The sequence below is a fragment of the Protofrankia sp. CiP1_Cm_nod1 genome (assembly GCF_920888515.1).
Classification (GTDB): Bacteria; Actinomycetota; Actinomycetes; order Frankiales; family Frankiaceae; genus Protofrankia.
In genome coordinates this window covers 1-19554 of the sequence record NZ_CAKKTM010000033.1, presented here as the reverse complement: position 1 = coordinate 19554, position 19554 = coordinate 1, and the positions used below count along the sequence as shown (strand labels likewise).

Below are 19554 nucleotides of genomic sequence, written 5' to 3'. Positions count from 1 at the left end.
CCCGGCTTCCAACCGGCCGTCCTTTTCAACCGACAGCAGCCACCTGCGACCGTCCGCAGGCGGCCAGGGCGCCGCCGGAACCGGAGCATGCCGCGGGCGGCCCGGCACCTGAGACGACCTGGCGCACGGGCAGCCCGGCCACCTGGATGGACGCCGGCAACAGGCCCGTGTCCCGGCGTCCAGCGGGATGATCCTTGTCACGGGCGCCGGGGGCGGCCCGGCTATCGGGGCTGCGGTAAACAGAGGGTGATGCGCCGGGTGGCAGTCCGCCCCGCCGGGCGGTCCGGCTACCGGGCGGCGGTAAACCCGGCGGTGGCAGGTCGTCGCGGATTTACGGTCCGGAGCCCGAATTCCACTACCCGCTGTTAGGCTTCGGCATTGTCGGCCTGGCCGAACGCGGTCGCGCCCGACCGGTCGATGACGACACAGCGCAGTCACTCACCGCAATCACACTGTGCTATCTGAACCATTAGCAACCAAGCAGTTACAAGCATCGGCGTCACCCTGGAGGTCTGGGATGTCACGACCACGACCACGAGTGCTGGGTGTCGTGCTGGCCGGAGGTGAGGGCAAGCGGCTCGCGCCACTCACCGCCGACCGGGCCAAGCCGGCCGTCCCCTTCGGCGGCCTCTACCGGCTGATCGACTTCGTCCTGTCGAACCTGGCCAACGCCGGCTACCTGCGGATCTGCGTGCTCACCCAGTACAAGAGCCACAGCCTGGACCGCCACATCACCACCACCTGGCGGATGAGCAACCTGCTCGGCAACTACATCACCCCGGTACCGGCCCAGCAGCGGCTCGGCCCCCGCTGGTACACCGGGTCCGCGGACGCCATCCACCAGTCCCTCAACCTCGTCTACGACGACCAGCCGGACATCGTGGTCGTCTTCGGCGCCGACCACGTCTACCGGATGGACCCGCGGCAGATGGTCGACCAGCACCTGACCAGCGGAGCCGGCGTCACCGTCGCCGGCCTGCGCGTCCCGCGGGCCGACGGCACGCAGCTCGGCGTGATCCGCCCCGGCGCGGACGGTTACACCATCGACGCCTTCCTGGAGAAGCCCGCCGACCCGCCCGGCCTGCCGGACAGCCCCGAGCAGACGTACGCGTCCATGGGCAACTACGTCTTCTCGACGGACGTCCTGATAGACGCGCTGCGGGCCGACGCGGACGACGACACCAGCGTCCACGACATGGGCGGGAACATCATCCCGATGCTCGCCAAGGCCGGCATGGCGCATGTCTACGACTTCTCCGCCAACGACGTTCCCGGAGCCAACGACCGGGACCGCGGCTACTGGCGTGACGTCGGCACCCTGGACTCCTACTTCGACGCGCAGATGGACCTGTGCGCGGTCGACCCGGTGTTCAACCTGTACAACCGGAACTGGCCCATCCTGACCAACGTCCCGTCCCTGCCGCCGGCGAAGTTCGTCCACGAGCACCCGGACCGGACCGGCACGGCCGTCAACAGCATCGTCAGCAACGGCGTGATCATTTCTGGCGGCCTGGTGCGCCACTCGGTGCTGTCGCCGGGCGTGCGGGTGAACTCGTGGGCGCAGGTCGAGAACGCGGTCGTCATGCACAACACGGTGATCGGACGACGGGCCGTGGTCCGCGACGCCGTCCTCGACAAGAACGTGATCGTGCCCGAGGGCGCCGAGGTCGGGGTGGACAAGGAGCACGACCGCGCCCGCGGGTTCGCCGTGAGCCCGGAGGGCGTGACCGTCGTCGGGAAGGGCGTCACGATCACCTGCTGACAGCCGGGCCGGGCCCGTCGACGGTGGGCTGGCGGGCCGGGCTCCGAACGGGGCCCCAGGCTTCAGCCGGCTCCGCGGGCCTCAGCCAGCTCCGGCCGGCTCCGGCCGGGCTCCAGCCGGGCTCCAGGCGCCGGCCCGGCGATCACCAACCACAGGTCACCAACCACAAGGGCGGGCATGCGCGTTTCACTGCTGACCAGGGAGTACCCACCGGAGGTCTACGGCGGCGCGGGGGTGCACGTCGAGTACCTCGCCCGCGAGCTGGCCCACCTGGTGGACCTGGCCGTGCACTGCCAGGGCGCCGACCGGCCGAGCCCGGACGGCATCGCGGTGCGCGCGCACCGGCCCTGGGACCTGCTCGCGGACGCCGGGGAGGCGCTGCGGACGGTGTCGGCCGACCTGTCCGCCACCGCCGCCGTCGCGGGCGCCGACCTGGTGCACTCGCACACCTGGTACGCCAACCTCGGCGGGCACCTGGCGTCCCTGCTGTACGGGATCCCGCACGTGATGACCTCGCACTCCCTTGAGCCGCTGCGGCCGTGGAAGGCCGAGCAGCTCGGTGGCGGCTACGCGCTGTCATCGTGGTGTGAGCGGGTCGCCATCGAGTCGGCAGCGGCCGTCATCGCGGTGAGCGGGGGCATGCGGGCGGACGTCCTGTCGGCCTATCCGGCGGTCGACCCGGCCCGGGTGCACGTCATCGGCAACGGGATCGACACCGACGAGTACGCCCCGGATCCGGGCACCGACGTCCTCGCCCGCCACGGCGTCGACCCGCAGCAGCCGTCGGTGGTGTTCGTCGGGCGGATCACCCGGCAGAAGGGCCTGCCGGTGCTGCTGAAGGCGGCGGCCGGGCTCGACCCGCGGGCCCAGCTCGTGCTCTGCGCGGGCGCGCCCGACACCGACGACCTGCTCGCGGAGGTGACCGCGCAGGTCGACCAGCTGCGCGACACCCGCAAGGGCGTCGTGTGGCTCCCGGGGATGCTGTCCAAACCCGAGGTCATCCAGCTCCTGACGCACGCGGCCGTCTTCGTCTGCCCGTCGGTGTACGAGCCGCTGGGGATCGTCAACCTCGAGGCCATGGCCTGCGGGACGGCCGTGGTCGCCTCCCGGGTCGGTGGCATCCCCGAGGTCGTCGACGATCGTGTGACCGGGCTGCTCGTCCCGCCCGAGGACCCCGCGGCGCTCGCCGAAGCCGTCAACACGCTGCTGGGCGACCCGGCGCGCGCGGACGCGATGGGCCGCCGGGGCCGGGACCGGGCCGTCGCAGAGTTCGGCTGGCAGGCCGTGGCGGAGCGGACCGCCCGCCTGTACGAGTCGGTCCTCTCCCCTGCCCGGCTCCGGCCGTCCTCCTGATCCCGCAGCCGTCCCTCGCTCCGGTCGTCCTCCTGGCTCCGGCTATCGTCCGGGGCCTGCCCGTCCTCGCCCCCACCGCCGCGGAACGAACGACGAGGGACACATGCCCTTTCTCAGTGACAGGATCGCCGTCGAAGAGATCGACGACATCCGTTGGCGCCTGCTGGAACCCGTCAGCTACGAGGGCAAGAAACAGGTCTTCACCGTGCCGACGGGGTTTACGACCGACTTCGCGTCGGTCCCACGCTTCCTCACCTGGCTGGTACCCACATACGGGCGTTACACCAAGGCGGCCATCCTGCACGACTGGCTGTGGAAACTGGCCGACGCCGGCGACTTCGACCGCGCCGACGCGGACGGGATCTTCCGCCGGGCAATGCGTGAGCTCGATGTGGCCTTCTTACGGCGGTGGCTGATGTGGGCGGCGGTGCGACTCGCCGGCGTCCGGAAATCGGGGCTGTCCACGCTGTGGCGCCCGGGGTTCGGGCAGCTCGCCGCGCTCGTCGCCGTCGCCCTTCCCGGTTTTCTCTTCGTCCTGGTTCCCGGCTGCGTCGTCCTCGCCGCGCTCTTCGTCTTCTATCTCGCCGAATCCATCGCCTTCCTGATCCTGAAAATCGGCAGCCGGCGGGCACCGACCGGAAAGCCGGTGAAAAAGGTCAACCCTCCGTCATTCCGGTGGACGCCGTCGTGAACGATCCCGCATCTTCCACGGGCCGGTGCCGAGCGGCCCGTGGATGTCAGCGCACTGCGTTTGTCGACCAGGCGTCGCCCGGTGGCTGAACTGTCGTCACCGGCCGGTGGTCGAAGGTGTCGAGAGTCATCGCATGCGACGACACCTGTTAGCAGTGGCGCTTGCCGCGACCGTTGCGGCCGCGGGACTCGTCCCGGCCGGTACCGCCATCGCCGCGCCCGGCAACCCCGGCAACCCCGGCCCTGCCGGCCCCGACGGGCCCGCGGTCACCTTCGCCCTGCTGGGCGACACTCCTTACGGCGACGCCCAGCGCGCCGTCCTCCCGCGCCTGGTCGACACCGTCAACGCCGACGCGGACATACGCTTCGTGCTGCACGCCGGTGACGTCAAGAACGGCTCGTCCACCTGTGACGACGCCCGTTTCGCCGATCTGGCACAGCTCTTCGGCACGTTCGACGATCCGTTCGTGCTGACACCCGGCGACAACGAATGGACCGACTGCCACCGTACGGCCGCCGGCGGATACCTGCCCACCGAGCGCCTGGAGGCGGTTCGCCGGGCGTTCTTCCCGGAACCGGGCCGTACCCTCGGCCGTCACCAGCTGCGGGTGGCGACACAGGCCTCCGACCAACGCCACCGCGAGTACCGCGAAAACGTGCTCTTCACCCGGAACCGGATCGTCTTCGCCACCGTGCACGTCGTCGGCAGCGAGAACGATCTGGCACCGTGGTCACAGCTGCCCGGCGGGGACCGGCCGGACCTGCGGCTGGCCGAGTTCGAGGCACGCAGGGCCGCCGCACTCGACTGGATCGACACCGCTTTTGCCACCGCCGAGCGCACCCACGCTCCCGGCGTGCTCCTGTTGATGCAGGCCGAGCCCACCGAGACCCCGGGCTTCACCGAGATCCGCCGACGTATCGCCGAACGGTCGCGCGGATACGGCAAGCCGGTCCTGCTCGTGCACGGCGACGAGCACATCTACGAGGTGGAACCCGCCTACGCCGGAGTACCCAACCTGACCCGGCTGGAGACCTTCGGCGACACCGCCACGCAGTGGTTGCGGGTCACCGCCAACCCACGCACGCCGGGCGTCTTCTCGTGGACGACGCGGACGGTGCCGTCCACCTGACGGACCGGCCGACAGGCGGGCGGGCGGCGGGCCCGGCGGATCCGGAGAGCCCCGGTCCCTGGCCTGCTCGGTGGTTCGAAGAACCGTGGTTCGAAGAACCATCGAGCAACAGGCCGGCAACCGCGGAGATGACACGGAGGACGTGACGTTGCCAACTTCCCTGCTCCGGACAGGCTGCCACAGAGCCATCGGCGGTTCGGAGTGTAACCCTTGGAAGGGTGACGACGACTGCTCTCCAGTGGCTCTCCCCCGCCGGACCGACCACCGGTACACCGCCGCGTGTCCCGGGCTCGGTGCGTCGTACCAGCACAGTTGACGTCCTGTGCCCGGGCGACACCGAAAGCCCGGTGGTGATCGTCGGCCGAGCACGCGACCTGCGCACCGTCGGGGAGCGGACGGGAACGGACAGCGACGCCCAGGTCGTGGCCGAGGCCGGCGTCCGGGTCACGATCGACTATTTCGGCGACCGGACGGTCACCGCGATCGAGTGTGACCCGGCGGTGGCCGGCAGTGACGCGCTGCTGGGCGCCCGGGCCGGTTCGGGCTTCCGTACCGCGCTGGACCGGGCCGTGCCCGAGCTGACCGTCGGGGGCACCCTGCCCGGGCTGCTCCTCGACGAGGTGCCCGTGGTCACGCTGATCTCAGGCTCGATGATCGCCCGCATCGTCGGAACGCCGTTCACCGACGTCCGCATGCCCCCGGTCGACGTCTGCGCCGGCTGGGTGGCCGGCGGCGGGCTGGACATCGCCAACCGTGAGGATCCGTCCGCCCTCATGGGCCACGGGCCGAACGCACCCAGGCTGGACGACGACAGTGATCCACTGGGCTGGCACGCCGCACCGCCACTGCCACCCGGCAGCGTCCGGCGGCGGCGCAGGATCGACGTGACACCCGGGCCGCGGCCGGGCGAGGCCGTGGTGGACGCGTTCTTCCGGGACATCTACCGCGACCTGGACGGCTCGGAAGCAATCGTGCACGAGTACGCCGTCGACGCCACGATCGACCTCGCCACCGCGACGGTCCGCGCGGCTCAGGCGACACCCCGCGTCCTGCCGGGCCCGCAGTGCCCGTCCGCCGGGGCGAGCGTCAGCCGTGTCCTCGGCCAGCGCCTGGCCGGGCTGCGCCACGGGCTGCGCTCCTCCATGACCGGGCCGACGACCTGCACCCACCTCACCGACCAGCTCCGCGCGCTCGCCGACGTCCACGCCCTGCTCCCGCTGCTGGCCTGACCGTCACGTCAGAAATTCACGCATCCGTTCACCGACCGTCGCCTTTACCTGATGGTAATCAACACCGTCCACTCGATAGAGATGACGGGCTCGTGTCGCTGTCCACGCACTGTCGGCCAGGAGCCCGTTCATGGATCATTCTTGCCCTTCGCCACGTGGTCGGTCCTTCGTGCGGCGCCTGCTGCTGCCCGTACTCGCCGTAACCATGGCCGGCGGCTTCACCGGGATTGTCGCGGCCCCGGCCTTCTCGGCCTCGCCCGACGTGGTGATCAGCGAGGTTTACGGCGGCGGCGGCAACAGCGGCGCGCCGTATCTCAACGACTTCGTGGAGCTGTACAACCGGGGCACCACGGCGGTCAGCGTTGCCGGCTGGTCCACGCAGTACGCGTCCGCGTCCGGTACGAACTATCTCGTCACCGCGTTGTCCGGCACGATCCAGCCCGGCGCCAGGTATCTGGTCAGGCTCGGCTCCGGCGGCAGCCAGGGCGCCGCGCTGCCCACCCCGGACGCGACCGGCACGACGAACCTGTCGGCCACCTCCGGCAAGGTCGCGCTCGTCACCAGCACCACCGCCCTGACCTGCGGCGGCAACTGCGACACCGCGCCGGGGGTGAAGGACTTCGTCGGCTACGGCGGCGCGAACGACTACGAGACCTCCCCGGCCCAGGCCCTGTCCAACACCACCTCGGCGACCAGGTCGAACCCGGCTACCGACAGCGACAACAACGCGAGCGACTTCGCCAAGGTCAGCCCCACCCCGCAGAACTCCCAGGGTGGCGGGGGCGGCGGCTGCGCCGGCTACACCACCCGCATCCGGGACGTCCAGGGCAGCGCGCACATCTCCCCACGTAACGGCCAGCCGGTGTCCGACGTGCGCGGTGTGGTCACCGCGGTGACGGGCAACGGCTTCTGGTACCAGGACCCGTGCCCGGACGCGAACGACGCCACCTCCGAAGGCCTGTTCGTGTACACCTCCAGCGCGCCCACGGCCACCGTCGGCCAGGAGGTCGCGGTCGGCGGGACCGTCTCGGAGTACCGGCCGGGCGGGTCGGGCAGCACGAACCTGACCACCACGGAGATCACTTCACCGTCCGTCTCCGTACTGGGCACCCGGGCCGTCCCGGCGGTGGCCGTCATCGGCACCGGCGGCCGGGTACCACCGGCCACAGTGATCGACAACGACGCCACGGGCAGCGTCGAGACCTCGGGCACCTTCGACCCCGCCACCGACGGCATCGACTTCTACGAGTCCCTGGAGGGCATGCGCGTCCAGGTGAACAACCCGGTGGCGGTGGGCCCGGCCAACAGCTACAACGAGATCCCGGTGCTCGGTGACGACGGCGCGAACGCGTCCGTGCGCACCACCCGCGGCGGCATCGTGACCCGCCAGACCGACGCCAACCCGGAACGGATCATCCTGGACGACGCCGCGCTGGCCGGCTCCACGCCCGCCGGGGTGAACGTGGGCGACCACTTCTCCGGCCCGGCGGCCGGCGTCCTCGACTACTCCTTCGGCAACTTCAAACTGCTGCTGACCAGCGCGATCAGCCGAGTGGCGGGCGGGCTCACAGCGGAGAGCACCGGTGGGCCGGGCGCCGGGCAGATCTCGGTCGCCACGTTCAACGTGGAGAACCTCGACCCGTCCGACCCGCAGAGCAAGTTCGACGGGCTGGCGCACCAGATCGTGACCAGCCTGGCCGCGCCGGGGATCATCACCGTCGAGGAGGTCCAGGACAACGACGGGGCGACCAACAGCTCGGTGGTGGCCGCCGACCAGACCTGGACCAGGCTGATCAACGCGATCGGTGCCGCGGGCGGGCCGGCCTATACCTACCAGCAGATCAGCCCGGTGGACGATCAGGACGGCGGCGAGCCCGGCGGCAACATCCGCGTCGGTTTCCTGTTCCGCACCGACATCGGGCTCACCTTCGCCCCCGGCACACCCGGCGGCTCCACCACCGCGGTGGCCGTCTCCGACAGCGGCAGCCCCGCCGACCGGGTGAACCTCAGTGTCAACCCCGGCCGGATCGACCCGACCAACTCGGCCTTCAACGCCAGCCGCAAGCCGCTGGTCGGCAAGTTCTCCTTCAACTCCAAGCCACTGTTCGTGATCGCCAACCACTGGAACTCCAAGGGCGGTGACGACCCGCTGTTCGGCCGCTACCAGCCACCGGCCCTCGCCAGCGAGACGCAGCGCAACCAGCAGGCGACGGTGGTGCGGAACTTCGTCCAGTCGATCCTGGCGATCGACAGCCAGGCACGGATCGTGGTGGCCGGCGACCTGAACGACTTCCCCTACTCGGCGCCGGTGCAGACCCTGACCAGCGCCGGCCTGACCGACCTGCCGGCCACCCTGGCCGACGCCGAGCGCTACACCTACGTCTACGAGGGCAACTCGCAGGTCCTCGACCACATCCTGCTCTCCACCGCGCTGGCCGGCGCCGCGCACAGCTACGACGTGGTCCACGTGAACTCCGAGTTCGCCACCCAACAAAGCGACCACGACCCCCAGGTAGCCCACCTCACCCTGCCCTGAGTTTCCGCACCCCGGCGTTTCTCCGCAGCAGGACCTGGTGCCGGTCACCGTACATGGCGGCCGGCACCTCCGAGTCGGCACTCCCAAACAAAAGCGATCATGTTAACGAGTACGTAAGTGGCTGCCCCAGCAACCACTTACACACTCGTTCCGGCGCGGGAGTGCGGTGGGGATAGATCTACAGAATCGATCATGATGCCGTCCGTCGCGACCTCCCTGGCCAGCCCGACGGTCATGGCGCCCCTGGATGCGGCGTATTGGGCTGTCAGGTCCTTTGCGCAGGCAGTGGGGTCGTGCGCCGTTCAGGGATGTGAGGCGCGTGGGTGGCGGCGATGGAGGCTCGCCCCCCCGTTGCGTCCGGAACCGGATGCGCCGGGGCGGGCGGCCGGGCGTCAGCGAAGGGTTTCGGCGATGCGCTGTCGCAGCGTCGCGTCACCGAGGTTGTCGATGGTGCGCCAGGCCGCGTCGGTGACCTCCTCGGTCTGAAGCTGGTGAACGTCGGCGGTGGTGCGGAAGAGGAACCGGACGTCGACGTGCCGGTGCTCCGGCTCGCCCTTGGCGTCGTTGGCGGGGATGGGGTGGACGTCGATGTGGATGGGGTGGACGTCCGCGGGGGTGACCGCGTTGGTGGGGATGCCGGTTTCCTCGGCGAGTTCGCGTAGGGCTGCTTCCAGTAGCGAGGTGTCCTGGGTCTCCAGGTGGCCGCCGGGCAGGAGCCACGTGTCGAGTGCTCGGTGGTGGATGTGCAGGATGCGTCCGTCGGCGTCGGCGAGGATCGCGCCGGCGGTCGCGTGGCCGCGGAACTCCCCGCGGGAGGTGAGGTCGGCGCCGGTGTCGAGGAGGTCGAGAACGGGCGCGAGGCCGGGTTTCTCCTCGGGGTGGGTGTCGAGGTAGGTGGTCAGGGTGGCGCGGATGTGGTCTGCCGTGATGGCCAAGTTGATCACCTGTTGAAGTAGGAGAGCCAGATAGCCGCGATCGCGGCGCGGTCGGCGGCGGGAACCTCGTGCATACCGGGAGTGAGATCGCCGCGGGTGAGCATCCTGATCCCGGCGAGTATCTCGGCTTGGACCAGGTAGGCGTCCCCCGACTCGCAGGATCACGGCGCTCGCTACGGCCGCTCGAACTCCCCGGCCCTCGCGCCGCCCAGGAAGGCATCCCACTCACGCGGTCGCGATACAGCTCATCAAGCAGCTGCCCTTCCCCATCACCGCTCCTCCCCAGACCCCACACGTGTGGCGGGACGACTACACCCCGGAGACGGACGACCTCACCTCGCCCCGGCCGATCCCCGAGGAACTGCAGAAGCAGAACTGGTCACCCGGGCCGTACGACCAGGGGCTCATCGACGCGCTGCGGGCCAAGCTGGCGGCCGACCACCCGTCGGTGACGAGCCTCTAGACGAGTAGGTCCGAACGGTTGGGTCGGTCAGTGGCCGTAGGCGATCAATGATCGGGTGACGGGCGCGGCGGTCTTGTTGTTGTGCCAGATCGCCGCGGCCATCGCCAGTAGCCGCTGGCGACCCGGATCGCGACGCCCTCGAAGGTTCGGCCGCCGTGTTGTTCCAGGTCAGGCTGCCCTTTGAGGGTGTCGTTGACCGACTCGACCAGGTGTCGGCGCGCGCCCACACCTCACCCTGCCGCACGCCGCAGGTCCTCCAGCCTGGCATACTCGGCCGCCAGGTAGTCCGGGGTGACGCCCAGGGCGGCGTTGCGCTGCTGCTGGCGGGCGAACCGGACGGTCCAGATCGACTCGGCCAGCATCTTGTCCACCCACGCCGACAGCGTCATCCCGGCGGACACGGCCGACGGAAAGATGTTTCGTAGTGTTTTGTCATAAAGTTTCATTGAATTTAAGAATGATGCGGATGAAGCACCCGTAGCGGCTGGTTCCGGGGCTGTCGAGGCAGGACGAACGATCCGGGGTCGGGCCGATGCCCGACAGGCCTGTCGTGGACGTCGTAGACATCGGGGGCGTCATGGCCTGCCAGGCGCGCCTGGTTCGCGGGCGGCTACCGCGGTTGGCGTGATCGGGCGTGATCGGGTATGTGTCCGTTGCGCTCGTGGGCATGTCCTACGAAGGCACGTCCCGCGGCTCCGAAGAAGACGACCCCGAAGAAGGCGGCGAAGAGGGCCGCGATGACGGGACGGTGTCCTCGACGGCGGCTATGAACTCGGTGGCGAGGGAGGCCAGGGCGTCGTAGTGCCGGTGGTAGCCGTACCGCTGCCGCAGGGTGCCCCAGTCGTTGAACTCCGCCGCCTCCGCGATCTCCGTCGAGTCCGGGATCCGGGAGCTGAACACGCGCAGGCCGGTCTCCTTGCCGGAGCGGGCCAGGTAGTCGGCGGTCTGCCGGTGCAGCGAGACGTTCGCCCGGTACTTGCTGACGACCAGGCCGACGGCGGGGATGACCCGGCCCACGCTCGTGGCGAACTTCTGGATCCTGGACCGTATCTGCGGAATTCCGTACGTGGACATGACGTCCGGGATCGTCGGGACAATGTAGCCGTGCGAGATCCGCAGCCCGTTCAGGGTGAGCACGCTCAGGTTCGGCGGGCAGTCCACGAGGATGTAGTCGTAGTCGTCGGCGATCTTCTCGATCTGCCGGTGCAGCAGCTCCACCGGGTTGTGGCCGCCGACGGCGGCGGGCGGCCCGGCGGCCGACAGCAGCCTGTCCTGGAGGTCGATGAGGTCCAGCGAGGAGGCCAGCAGGTCGACCTGGGTGACGCTGGCCACCGGGGAGACATCCCGCTGCAACGCCTGGTGGACGTCGAAGAGGCCGCCGGCCGGGCCCGGGTCCACCGCGTCCCGGAAGAGCGTCGCGAGCGTCCGGCCGGAGTCGTTGAGCTCCTGCCAGCGCGCTTCGCCGATCATGAAGACGGTCAGGTTCGTCTGCGGGTCGAGATCGATGATCAGTACTCGCCTGCCGTGCTCCCCGGCCAGAATCTCCGCCAGGGCCGCGGTGATCGTCGTCTTGCCGACGCCTCCCTTGAGGTTGATCGTCGAGATGATGTGCGTCAACGTCGTTCCCCCGCCTACCCTCACCGGCGCGGGGCCGCCGCGGTGAGATCCGACCAGATGAACCGCCACGATAGCGCGCACCTCCGATCATGGTGACGGCCCGGGACGGGCTGACGAGCCCACAGCCGCGTCGCCGTCGTCCCTCCGGTCACGCGGGCGGCCTCCCCGGCCGCGGATCCGTCACCTCAGGATGACGGATCCGCGGTCGTCCTGCGCCGGCTCACCTTCGGCTCGATCCGACGGATCATGTACGCGGTCAGTACCAGTGCGGCGACGCCCACCCCCATCCCGGCGAGGATGTCGAGGAACCAGGTGGATCCGCTGTGCTCCCACAGCGGATCCGGCGGATCGCCCCGGGGCCCGACGCGGCCGAGCTTGGCGACCTCGTTGAGGTTGGCGGTCGAGCCCAGCGCGGCAAAGCCCCAGCGGGCCGGCGCGATCCAGCTCACCTGTTCGAGCACCGGCCGTCCCACCGCCGACACCAGGCCCCCGGAGAGCACGAGCTGGGCCATGGTGACCAGCACGAGCACGGGCATGGTCTTGTCGGCGTTGTCCACCAGCGTCGACACCAGCAGCCCGATCATCATCGATGACAGCGCCGCCACGACCACCGCGATCAGACACTCCCCGAGGGGCGAGCCGAGCAGTACCGCATCGGCCGGCAGGCGCCCGAGTAAACCGATCAGGGTGAACACCACGCACTGACAGGTGGTGATCGCGGTCAGAACCGCGATCTTCGAGCCGAGGTAGGCGGTGCGCGACAGGCCGATCGTGCGCTCCCGCCGGTAGATCGGCCGCTCCTTGACGATCTCGCGCACGGAGTTCGCCATCCCCATGAAGCACGCGCACAGCACGAGCACGACCAGCACCTTGGTCGCGTCCGGATTGGGCTCCCGCAACGGCGCCAGACCGTCCTTCGCCGGGATGACCCTTGGGATGATCCCGAGCAGGAACGGGAACGCGATGATCAGTCGCAGGTAGGAGCGGTCCGCGAACACGACCCGCAGGTACCGCCTGACCAGCGTCGAGAGCTGCGCCGTCACCGGCTGCTGGCGGATGCCGGGCAGCAGCGCCGGCGGGCGGCGCACGACCGGCGCGACAACGGCGGACGGGACGTAGTACTCGGACGCGCGGAAGCGGGCCGCGAGCACGTCGCCCGGGGTCGCCTCCAGCTCCCGGAAGACGGCCACGAACTCCTTGAAGTCCTTCTTGCCGAAGAAGCGCAGCGCACCCTCGCTCGGGCCGAAGTAGGCCACGTGGCCGCCGGGAGCGAGCACCAGCAGGTAGTCACAAAGATCAAGAAACAAAACACTGTGCGTGACCACGATCACCGTACGGCCCTCGCCGCCGGTAGCGGCGCCCGCGGCGGCACCGGCCGCGCCGTCGCTGCCGTGGGCGAGCCCGTGCAGCGCCTCCATCACCGACTGGTCGTTCGCCGGGTCAAGGCCGGAGGTGGGCTCGTCCAGGAACAGCAGGGTCGGGCGGGTCAGCAGCTCAAGAGCGACGCTGGTCCGCTTGCGCTGCCCGCCCGACAGCCGGCTCACCGGCGTGTCGGCATGGCCGTGCAGCCCGAGCTGGGAGATGACCTCCCGGACCCGGCTGCGCCGCTCCTCCACCGTCGTGTCCGCGGGGAAGCGCAGCTCGGCGCCGTACTCCAGGGCCTGGCGGACGGTGAGCTGACCGTGCAGCGGGTCGGCCTGCGGGACGTAGCCGATCCGGCGGCGCAGCTCGTCGTACTCGGCGTAGAGATCCCGACCGGCGTAGCGGACCACGCCGGCGTCTGCCGGGCGGAACCCGGTGAGCGCGTTGAGTAACGTCGACTTGCCCGCGCCGCTCGGGCCGACGACGCCGAGCAGCGACCGGGCCGGCAGCCGGAACGTGACGTCGTGCATGAGCTGCTTGGGGCCGGCCCACACCGACAGGCTCTTCACCTCGAAGGTGACGTCGCCGCCGTCGACGTACTCGACCAGCGTGCCGCCGTCGAGCTGGAACAGGTGGTGCCCGATCGCGATGACGTCACGCTGCGCCACGAACGCCTGGGCCACCCGCTGACCGTTGACGAACGTGCCGTTGGCCGACCCCAGATCGACGACCTCGACGGCGACGCCGGCAGCGTTATCACCTTCCATGATCTTACCGTTACCTTGATCGCCGACGATGGCACCACCGGCCCTGCTGCCGCCCACGCCGCTACCGCCCACGCCGCCGTCGACCCGGCGCTGCGGGCCGATCCGGAGCTGGGCATGGTGTCGAGAGGCCAGTAAGTCGTCCACGACCACGTCGTTGTCCTGGGAGCGGCCCAGCATCATCCGCCCGGGACGCAGCCGGTGGACCCTGCGGTCGTGGCCCACCACCTGATGTTGGGACGTTGACACGTCGTCGTCGGCCGCACCGCCCCGGAGCACCCGCCCGGCCCGCGGGCCGCTGGCGTCACCAGCGCCGGCCAGCGCGGTCAGCGGGTCGCCAGGCCGCTCCGTCCAGCCCGGCGGCTGCGGGTGAGGAGCGGAGCGCGGCACGAAAACGATCTCCGGCCCGTCCGCGGCGCCAAGGCGGATCCGGACCTGACCACCATGTGAGGTGACGTTGACGTTGCCCACCCGCCTGCCGTCACGCCACAGGCCGTTGGCGCTGGTGTCACGCACCAGCCAGCCGTCGGTGCCCGACTCCAGGATCAGATGCCGTCGGGACACGCGCCGGTCGACGACAACGACATCGGCCTGACGTGCCCGCCCGACCACATACGGCCCAGCCCCCGCGAGGACAACCTGCCCGTCCGGGGTGTCGACCTGCAGCGCGGTCCCATCCACCTGCTCATCTCCCCCCGCGGCCGGAGGTTGGCGGCCACCGGGCCAGTCGCTACCGGCGTCCTTCGCCGGAGCGATCATAACTGCCGCATCCGCACGGAATCGGGGGTTTCGACCGAACGGGCCGGCCGGCGACAACGCGGCCGGCGGCGGTGTGACCGGTGGTGCAACCAGCGACACGACGAGTGGCTCGACCAGCGCTCCGACGGCTCCGACGGCTCCGACGGTGGTCGTGACCAGCGGCAGGCCAGCGCGGAGGCGGTCGGATATCCGACATCGGATGCCGAGTGCCGGACGCCGCCTCGTCGGTGCCGCGGCCGCGCCGTCGTGTCGTCAGCGTCGTCCGTGTCATCACCTTCACTCGAGCGACGGCCTCCGCCTCGGAGATCATCCGGTGCCGCGGCATGTACGCTGTCCCCGTCCGGGGGAAAACTTCGGAAAAATTACGGAGCGGCCCCCTTGTCCGTACTGAAGCGTTTTCCTGTCCTGACGGCCGGAATTATCCTCTGTACGACGCTGGCCGGAATGGTCGTGTGGTCGCTGCCGGACCTGGCAGGCCGCCCGCCGGCACGGCAGCCGGCAGTGGCGTCGACCACCTCCGCAGCCGTCCCCGCAGCCGTCCCCGTCACCGCTCCTACCGGTGCGGCGCCAGCAGGCGGCGCGGCGGCCGGCGCGTCCGGCGGTGTGGAAAAAACCGGCGGCGCGAATACCGGCGGCGCGAATACCGGCGCGGCCAGGCCGCCCGGTTTCGGCCGGGCCGGCAAGCTTGTGTTCGGCCTCGGCCCCTCCCTCGACAGCGACTCGGCCTCACCCGTCGCCGACCAGCTGGGAATGTTCACGACCTGGTACAACAGCCCCAATGACTTCGGTTTTCTCACCGACTGGTCGAAGGACCTGATTCCGCGGGTCTACGCCGGTGGGCGCGCGATCCATCTCGTCGTGTGGCTCGGCGGGGCGGGCAGGGTCACCACCGTGCAGACCAGGTACGGGCCGGCCTGCGGGCGGGACTACCCCCTATCGTCGTCGTTCCTCAGCGACACCCGCCGGCTCGCCCAGATATTCGGCGGCGCGGCGGACGGGCCGCCGCTGTACGTCACACTGTTCACCGAACTGCAGACCTACCCGTGCAAGGCCAACACCTGGGCCGCCACCCCGGAGGTGACGAACTACTACCTCAAGCTCAAGGACCAGTACACCGCCGCCATGGGAATCTTCCGCTCGACAGCGCCGAACGCCCGGATCTCCCTCGGCTGGGGTGGCTGGCAGGCCCGCTGGGACGACCCCGGGAAGGGCGGCGGGAAATCACTGATCGGGTATTTCGACGACGTGCTGCGGCAGTCGGACTTCCAGAGCTTCCAGGCGATGGACTCGAAGAACAACGTCGACGACATCCGTGACATGACCCGAATCCTCGGGAAATACGGCCCGGTCATGGTCGCGCACTACAAACCCGACGACGGCTCGGCGGACACCTGGCACAACGATCTGCGGGCGGTTTTCACCGACGACTACATACGCCAGGTCACCGGCGCCGGCCTGTTCGCGTTCAGCCTGATGGACAGCGAACACCTGACCGCCGACACCGAATCCCTGCGGCTCGTCCGCGACGCCGCCACCCGCTACGGCACCCGAACCGGTTAGCGCACCGTCGCGCAGGCCTCCGCCGCCAGCCGGCCGCTGAAACACGATTCAGACATATCGAGATCAGAATCAGCCCGCATGATGCCGATGTCTGCCGCCGCGACCTGCCCCGCCCTACCAGGCGGTCATCGGCGCCGCCGATCGTCGGATCAGCGTCAGAGCCGGCCGAGGTCGAGCTTCACGGGGAAGGGTGCCGTGGTGTCGAGCACACCGACGAACACCTCCGCGTTCCGGTAGGTCCTGGTCGCCGGGTCGAGGACATGGGTGTACACCAGCGGAGCACCGGTGGCGGACTCCTCGATCCGCCAGTAGTAGGCAATGCCGGATCTGGCGTACTGGTCCGCCTTCACGATCCTGTCCGTGGTCTCCGAACCCGGCGAGACGATCTCCGCAATCAGCAGCACGTGCTCCGGACGGGTGGGCGTGACATCGATCGTGTCCGCGCGGTACACCACGACATCCGGACGCCGATTGGTCAGCGGCACGTCCTGCAGCCGGACGTCGAAGTCCGTATCGGCGTTCCAGTCCGCCCCGCCGGCCGTGTCCAGGGCATTCGCGAGGATCCGGGCCAGCCGGTTGTGCCGCATGGACGCGCTGGGGCTTACAACGATCATTCCATCCACGATCTCGATGCCCGCGCACTGGTCCTCGGACCAGGAGTCATACTGCTCCGCAGTGATCTGTTCGTGCATACATGCGGGAGCGACCATCTCCGCGGCCATGGCACACCTCCTGCGAACCCACGCGGCAGACCTGGGGCTGCCTGACGCCGGGACGTGCCTGACGCCGGGACGTGTCCGACGCCGCGCGCCGCTGGGATCAAGCATACCGTGAGCTCTGCGCGGTCCCCACGCTACGGCGGGGACCGCGCAGAGCACCCGGGAATCCGGGGCGAGGATGATGGCCACGGCGCTTTCCACGGGCCCGGCGGGCGATCCCGGGAACAGGGATCCGGGCGATGCGGAGGAGCATGCAGCGGTTCGAGGACCGGTGGGTGGTGTCGGCGAGCGACGTCGTCGACGCGCTCGAGTGCGGGCACCGGCTCGCGCTGTCGCACGCCCACGCGGCCGGGGTACGGCTGGACGACGACACCACCGGCGAGCCGATCACGGCCGGTGAAGCGGACGAACTGCTGGTCCGCCACGGTGACGCGCACGAACGGCGGTGGCTCGCGCACTTCGTCGGCATCTTCGGCGCCGACGCCGTCGCGATGATCGAACGCCCCGAGAGCGGTCTGGCCGCGCTGGAGGCCGCCCGGGAGCAGACCCGTGCGGCCGTCGCGGCCGGGGCCGCCGTTATCTACCAGGCGGTGCTCTTCGACGGCTCCTACCAGGGACGGCCCGACTTCCTGGTCGCCACGCACCTCGACCCGGTCACCGGCGCGCGCACCGGCGAGGCCGTGCCCGGCCGCTACGAGCCGTACGACGCCAAGCTCGCCCGGCACGCCCGTCCCGCGGCCGTGGTGCAGCTGGCCTCCTACGCCCGGGCGCTGCCGACGATCGGGGTGGCCGCCGCGCGGCGCATCCACCTGTTACTCGGCGACGGCCGGCTGGAGTCGCTGCGGGTCGAGGACGTCGCGCCCATGGTCGACCACGCCCGGGGCAGGCTGACCGCGCAGCTCGAGCACCCGCCCGCGGCCCCCCGGCCGTCCTGGGGCGATCCGCGGCCCGCCTGCGGGGCCTGCGCGTTCGCCGCCCACTGCGAGCGGGGCCGGGAAGCCGCCCGTGACCTGTCGCTGGTCGCCGGCCTGCGCACGGACCAGCGGCGCAAGCTGCGGGCCGCCGGCATCACCTCGGTCGAGGAGCTTGCCGCCGCGGGCGACGAGCGGCGCCCCGCCTCGATGGCGGCGGCGACGTTCGCCGGGCTGCGGCTCCAGGCACAGTTACAGATCATCCAGGACGCGACCCGCACCGACGAGGACCGGACCGGCACGGTGACCGTCCGGGTGGTCGCGCCCGACGGGCTCGCGTCCCTGCCGGCGCCGGATCCCGGCGATATCTACTTCGACATGGAGGGCGACCCGTACGCGCTGGACAACGCCGGTCTGGAGTACCTGTTCGGCGCCGTCACCCTCGACGTCTCCGCCGATGCCACCGCCGATGCCACCGCCGCCGATGCCGCCGCCGTTGACAGCGGCGCAGACGTCGAGGAGACGGGCGGCTCCGGCCCCGCGGCGGGCTTCGCCGCCGATGCCGTGGAGGTCTTCCACCCGTTCTGGGCGCACGACCGCGCCGAGGAGAAGCGCGCGTTCGAGCGGTTCGTCGACTGGGCGCTGCAACGGCTCACCGATCATCCCCGGGCGCACATATATCACTACGCACCGTATGAACCGAACGCGCTCAAGCGGCTCGCGGCCAGGCACGGCACCCGCGAACGGCAGGTGGACGCCCTGCTCGCCGGGCACCGGCTGGTGGACCTGTACACGGTCGTCCGGCGCAGCCTGAAGATCTCCCAGCGCTCGTACTCGATCAAGTATCTGGAGCCGCTGTACCTGCCGGGGGCGCGCGGCGCCGGGGTCAAGACCGCCGTCGACAGCATCGTCGCCTACGAGAACGTCCTGGCGCACCGCGCGGCCGGCGAGCGGGCGGCCGCCGAGCACGTCCTCCACGAGATCGCCGAGTACAACCGGGTCGACTGCGTGTCCACCCATCGCCTGCACCGCTGGCTGCTCGGCCTGCGCGCGGCCGAGGGGATCACGCCCGCGCCGGCGGCGGACGCCGAGGAGGCCGCCGCCGACACGACGCCGGATCCCACCGACGCGACCGTTGACGCGCTGCTCGCCGGCCTGCCCGAGGACCCGGCGGCCTGGAGCGACGACGAGCGGGCCCGGGCGCTGCTGGGGGCCGCCGTCGGCTACCACCGGCGGGAGAACAAGCCCGCCTGGTGGGAGTTCTTCGCCTGGCTCAGCGCCGACCGGGCCGCGCTGGAAGCCGACGACGGCTGCGCCGTCCCGCTGGAATGGGCCGTTGTCGAGGGCTGGAGCACCCCCACCGGACGGCAGAAGAAGGCCCGGCGCGGACTGCTCGCCTCGCTCGACCCCGACCGCACCCATCCGTTCGCCACCGGTGAGCGAGTCCGGCTGCTCTATCCGGACGCCGTCGGTAACGGTGCTGTCAGCCAAGCCGGTAACGGCGCCGCCGGCGGCCGCACCCGGGACGCCGAGATCGAACGCGGCGAGCCCGACCGGCTGCTCGTCCGGGAGACCGCGGCGCCGGAGGACAACGACGCCGAACCGCCACTGGCGGTGCTGCCCGGCCCGCCGGTGCGCCCGGAACCCAAACCGGCGGCGATCGCCGAACTCGCGCGGACGGTGGCCGCCGCCCTGCCTCCCCCGAGCCTGGTGCCCGCCCCGCGGCGGGCCGGGCCGGAGCTGCCGGGCGGAGCGGCCATGGAC

The 19554-nt window shown here is 70.6% G+C and carries 14 protein-coding genes and 2 pseudogenes; 9 read left to right on the top strand and 7 right to left on the bottom strand.

Annotation, left to right across the window (positions count from 1 at the left end; genetic code table 11):
• The first annotated feature begins 517 nt into the window (after positions 1–517).
• The 6 genes from glgC (at position 518) to NBX02_RS22855 (ending at position 8700) form a co-directional block, all read left to right on the top strand.
• Positions 518–1762 (top strand): glucose-1-phosphate adenylyltransferase, encoded by a 1245-nt coding sequence (gene glgC, locus NBX02_RS02210; protein ID WP_250283662.1) that lies wholly within the window; start codon positions 518–520, stop codon positions 1760–1762.
• Positions 1763–1939: 177 nt separating this feature from the next.
• Entirely contained in the window at positions 1940–3115 is a 1176-nt protein-coding gene (gene glgA / locus NBX02_RS02205) for a glycogen synthase (RefSeq protein ID WP_250283664.1), read from the top strand.
• Positions 3116–3218: 103 nt separating this feature from the next.
• The gene (locus NBX02_RS02200) at positions 3219–3806 is read left to right on the top strand and encodes a DUF1353 domain-containing protein (protein ID WP_250283666.1); all 588 of its coding nucleotides are present in this window, start codon (positions 3219–3221) and stop codon (positions 3804–3806) included.
• A 133-nt stretch (positions 3807–3939) separates the two neighbouring features.
• Entirely contained in the window at positions 3940–4935 is a 996-nt protein-coding gene (locus NBX02_RS02195) for a metallophosphoesterase (RefSeq protein ID WP_250283668.1), read from the top strand.
• A 218-nt stretch (positions 4936–5153) separates the two neighbouring features.
• On the top strand, positions 5154–6164 hold the full coding sequence (locus NBX02_RS02190; RefSeq protein ID WP_250283670.1) for a DUF2889 domain-containing protein: 1011 nt from the start codon (positions 5154–5156) through the stop codon (positions 6162–6164).
• A 169-nt stretch (positions 6165–6333) separates the two neighbouring features.
• The gene (locus NBX02_RS22855; protein ID WP_445548212.1) at positions 6334–8700 is read left to right on the top strand and encodes a lamin tail domain-containing protein; all 2367 of its coding nucleotides are present in this window, start codon (positions 6334–6336) and stop codon (positions 8698–8700) included.
• Positions 8701–9092: 392 nt separating this feature from the next.
• On the opposite strand, the gene NBX02_RS02170 is transcribed toward NBX02_RS22855, so the two are convergent.
• Both NBX02_RS02170 and NBX02_RS22850 read right to left on the bottom strand, forming a co-directional pair.
• Positions 9093–9635, bottom strand: coding sequence for an NUDIX hydrolase (locus NBX02_RS02170; protein WP_445548211.1), 543 nt, complete (start codon positions 9633–9635; stop codon positions 9093–9095).
• A 5-nt stretch (positions 9636–9640) separates the two neighbouring features.
• Positions 9641–9775 (bottom strand): annotated as a pseudogene (locus tag NBX02_RS22850) (adenosylhomocysteinase); the annotation flags it as partial.
• A 155-nt stretch (positions 9776–9930) separates the two neighbouring features.
• Between NBX02_RS22850 and NBX02_RS02165 the strand changes: the two are divergent.
• A complete protein-coding gene (locus NBX02_RS02165; protein ID WP_250283674.1) occupies positions 9931–10098 on the top strand; it encodes a hypothetical protein in 168 nt (55 codons plus the stop codon).
• A 27-nt stretch (positions 10099–10125) separates the two neighbouring features.
• Here NBX02_RS02165 and NBX02_RS02160 read toward each other — a convergent pair.
• From NBX02_RS02160 to NBX02_RS02145, 4 genes and pseudogenes are all read right to left on the bottom strand, one after another.
• Positions 10126–10313: pseudogene (locus NBX02_RS02160) on the bottom strand (IS982 family transposase); the annotation flags it as partial.
• Positions 10314–10328: 15 nt separating this feature from the next.
• Positions 10329–10487: a hypothetical protein gene (locus NBX02_RS02155; protein WP_157180533.1), complete on the bottom strand. Its 159-nt coding sequence runs from the start codon at positions 10485–10487 to the stop codon at positions 10329–10331.
• Between the two features lie 283 nt (positions 10488–10770).
• A complete protein-coding gene (locus tag NBX02_RS02150; protein ID WP_250283676.1) occupies positions 10771–11715 on the bottom strand; it encodes a ParA family protein in 945 nt (314 codons plus the stop codon).
• A 185-nt stretch (positions 11716–11900) separates the two neighbouring features.
• Complete coding sequence (locus tag NBX02_RS02145) at positions 11901–14522, bottom strand: ATP-binding cassette domain-containing protein (RefSeq protein ID WP_250283678.1); 2622 nt, start codon at positions 14520–14522, stop codon at positions 11901–11903.
• Positions 14523–15044: 522 nt separating this feature from the next.
• On the opposite strand from NBX02_RS02145, the gene NBX02_RS02140 reads away from it, so the two are divergent.
• Positions 15045–16160: a hypothetical protein gene (locus NBX02_RS02140; RefSeq protein ID WP_250289740.1), complete on the top strand. Its 1116-nt coding sequence runs from the start codon at positions 15045–15047 to the stop codon at positions 16158–16160.
• A 155-nt stretch (positions 16161–16315) separates the two neighbouring features.
• Here the strand turns inward: NBX02_RS02140 and NBX02_RS02135 are convergent, their stop codons facing one another.
• The gene (locus NBX02_RS02135) at positions 16316–16882 is read right to left on the bottom strand and encodes a Uma2 family endonuclease (RefSeq protein ID WP_445548210.1); all 567 of its coding nucleotides are present in this window, start codon (positions 16880–16882) and stop codon (positions 16316–16318) included.
• A gap of 236 nt (positions 16883–17118) precedes the next feature.
• Between NBX02_RS02135 and NBX02_RS02130 the strand changes: the two genes are divergently transcribed.
• Positions 17119–19554 (top strand): TM0106 family RecB-like putative nuclease (locus tag NBX02_RS02130; RefSeq protein WP_250289739.1); only part of this gene is annotated, 2436 nt, incomplete at its 3' end.

Bases quoted from the DNA above. Each gene is read 5' to 3' on its own strand.
- glgC (WP_250283662.1), top strand. From the start codon at position 518: ATGTCACGACCACGACCACGAGTGCTGGGTGTCGTGCTGGCCGGAGGT.
- glgA (WP_250283664.1), top strand. From the start codon at position 1,940: ATGCGCGTTTCACTGCTGACCAGGGAGTACCCACCGGAGGTCTACGGC.
- NBX02_RS02200 (WP_250283666.1), top strand. From the start codon at position 3,219: ATGCCCTTTCTCAGTGACAGGATCGCCGTCGAAGAGATCGACGACATC.
- NBX02_RS02195 (WP_250283668.1), top strand. From the start codon at position 3,940: ATGCGACGACACCTGTTAGCAGTGGCGCTTGCCGCGACCGTTGCGGCC.
- NBX02_RS02155 (WP_157180533.1), bottom strand. From the start codon at position 10,487: ATGACGCTGTCGGCGTGGGTGGACAAGATGCTGGCCGAGTCGATCTGG.
- NBX02_RS02140 (WP_250289740.1), top strand. From the start codon at position 15,045: ATGGTCGTGTGGTCGCTGCCGGACCTGGCAGGCCGCCCGCCGGCACGG.
- NBX02_RS02135 (WP_445548210.1), bottom strand. From the start codon at position 16,882: ATGGCCGCGGAGATGGTCGCTCCCGCATGTATGCACGAACAGATCACT.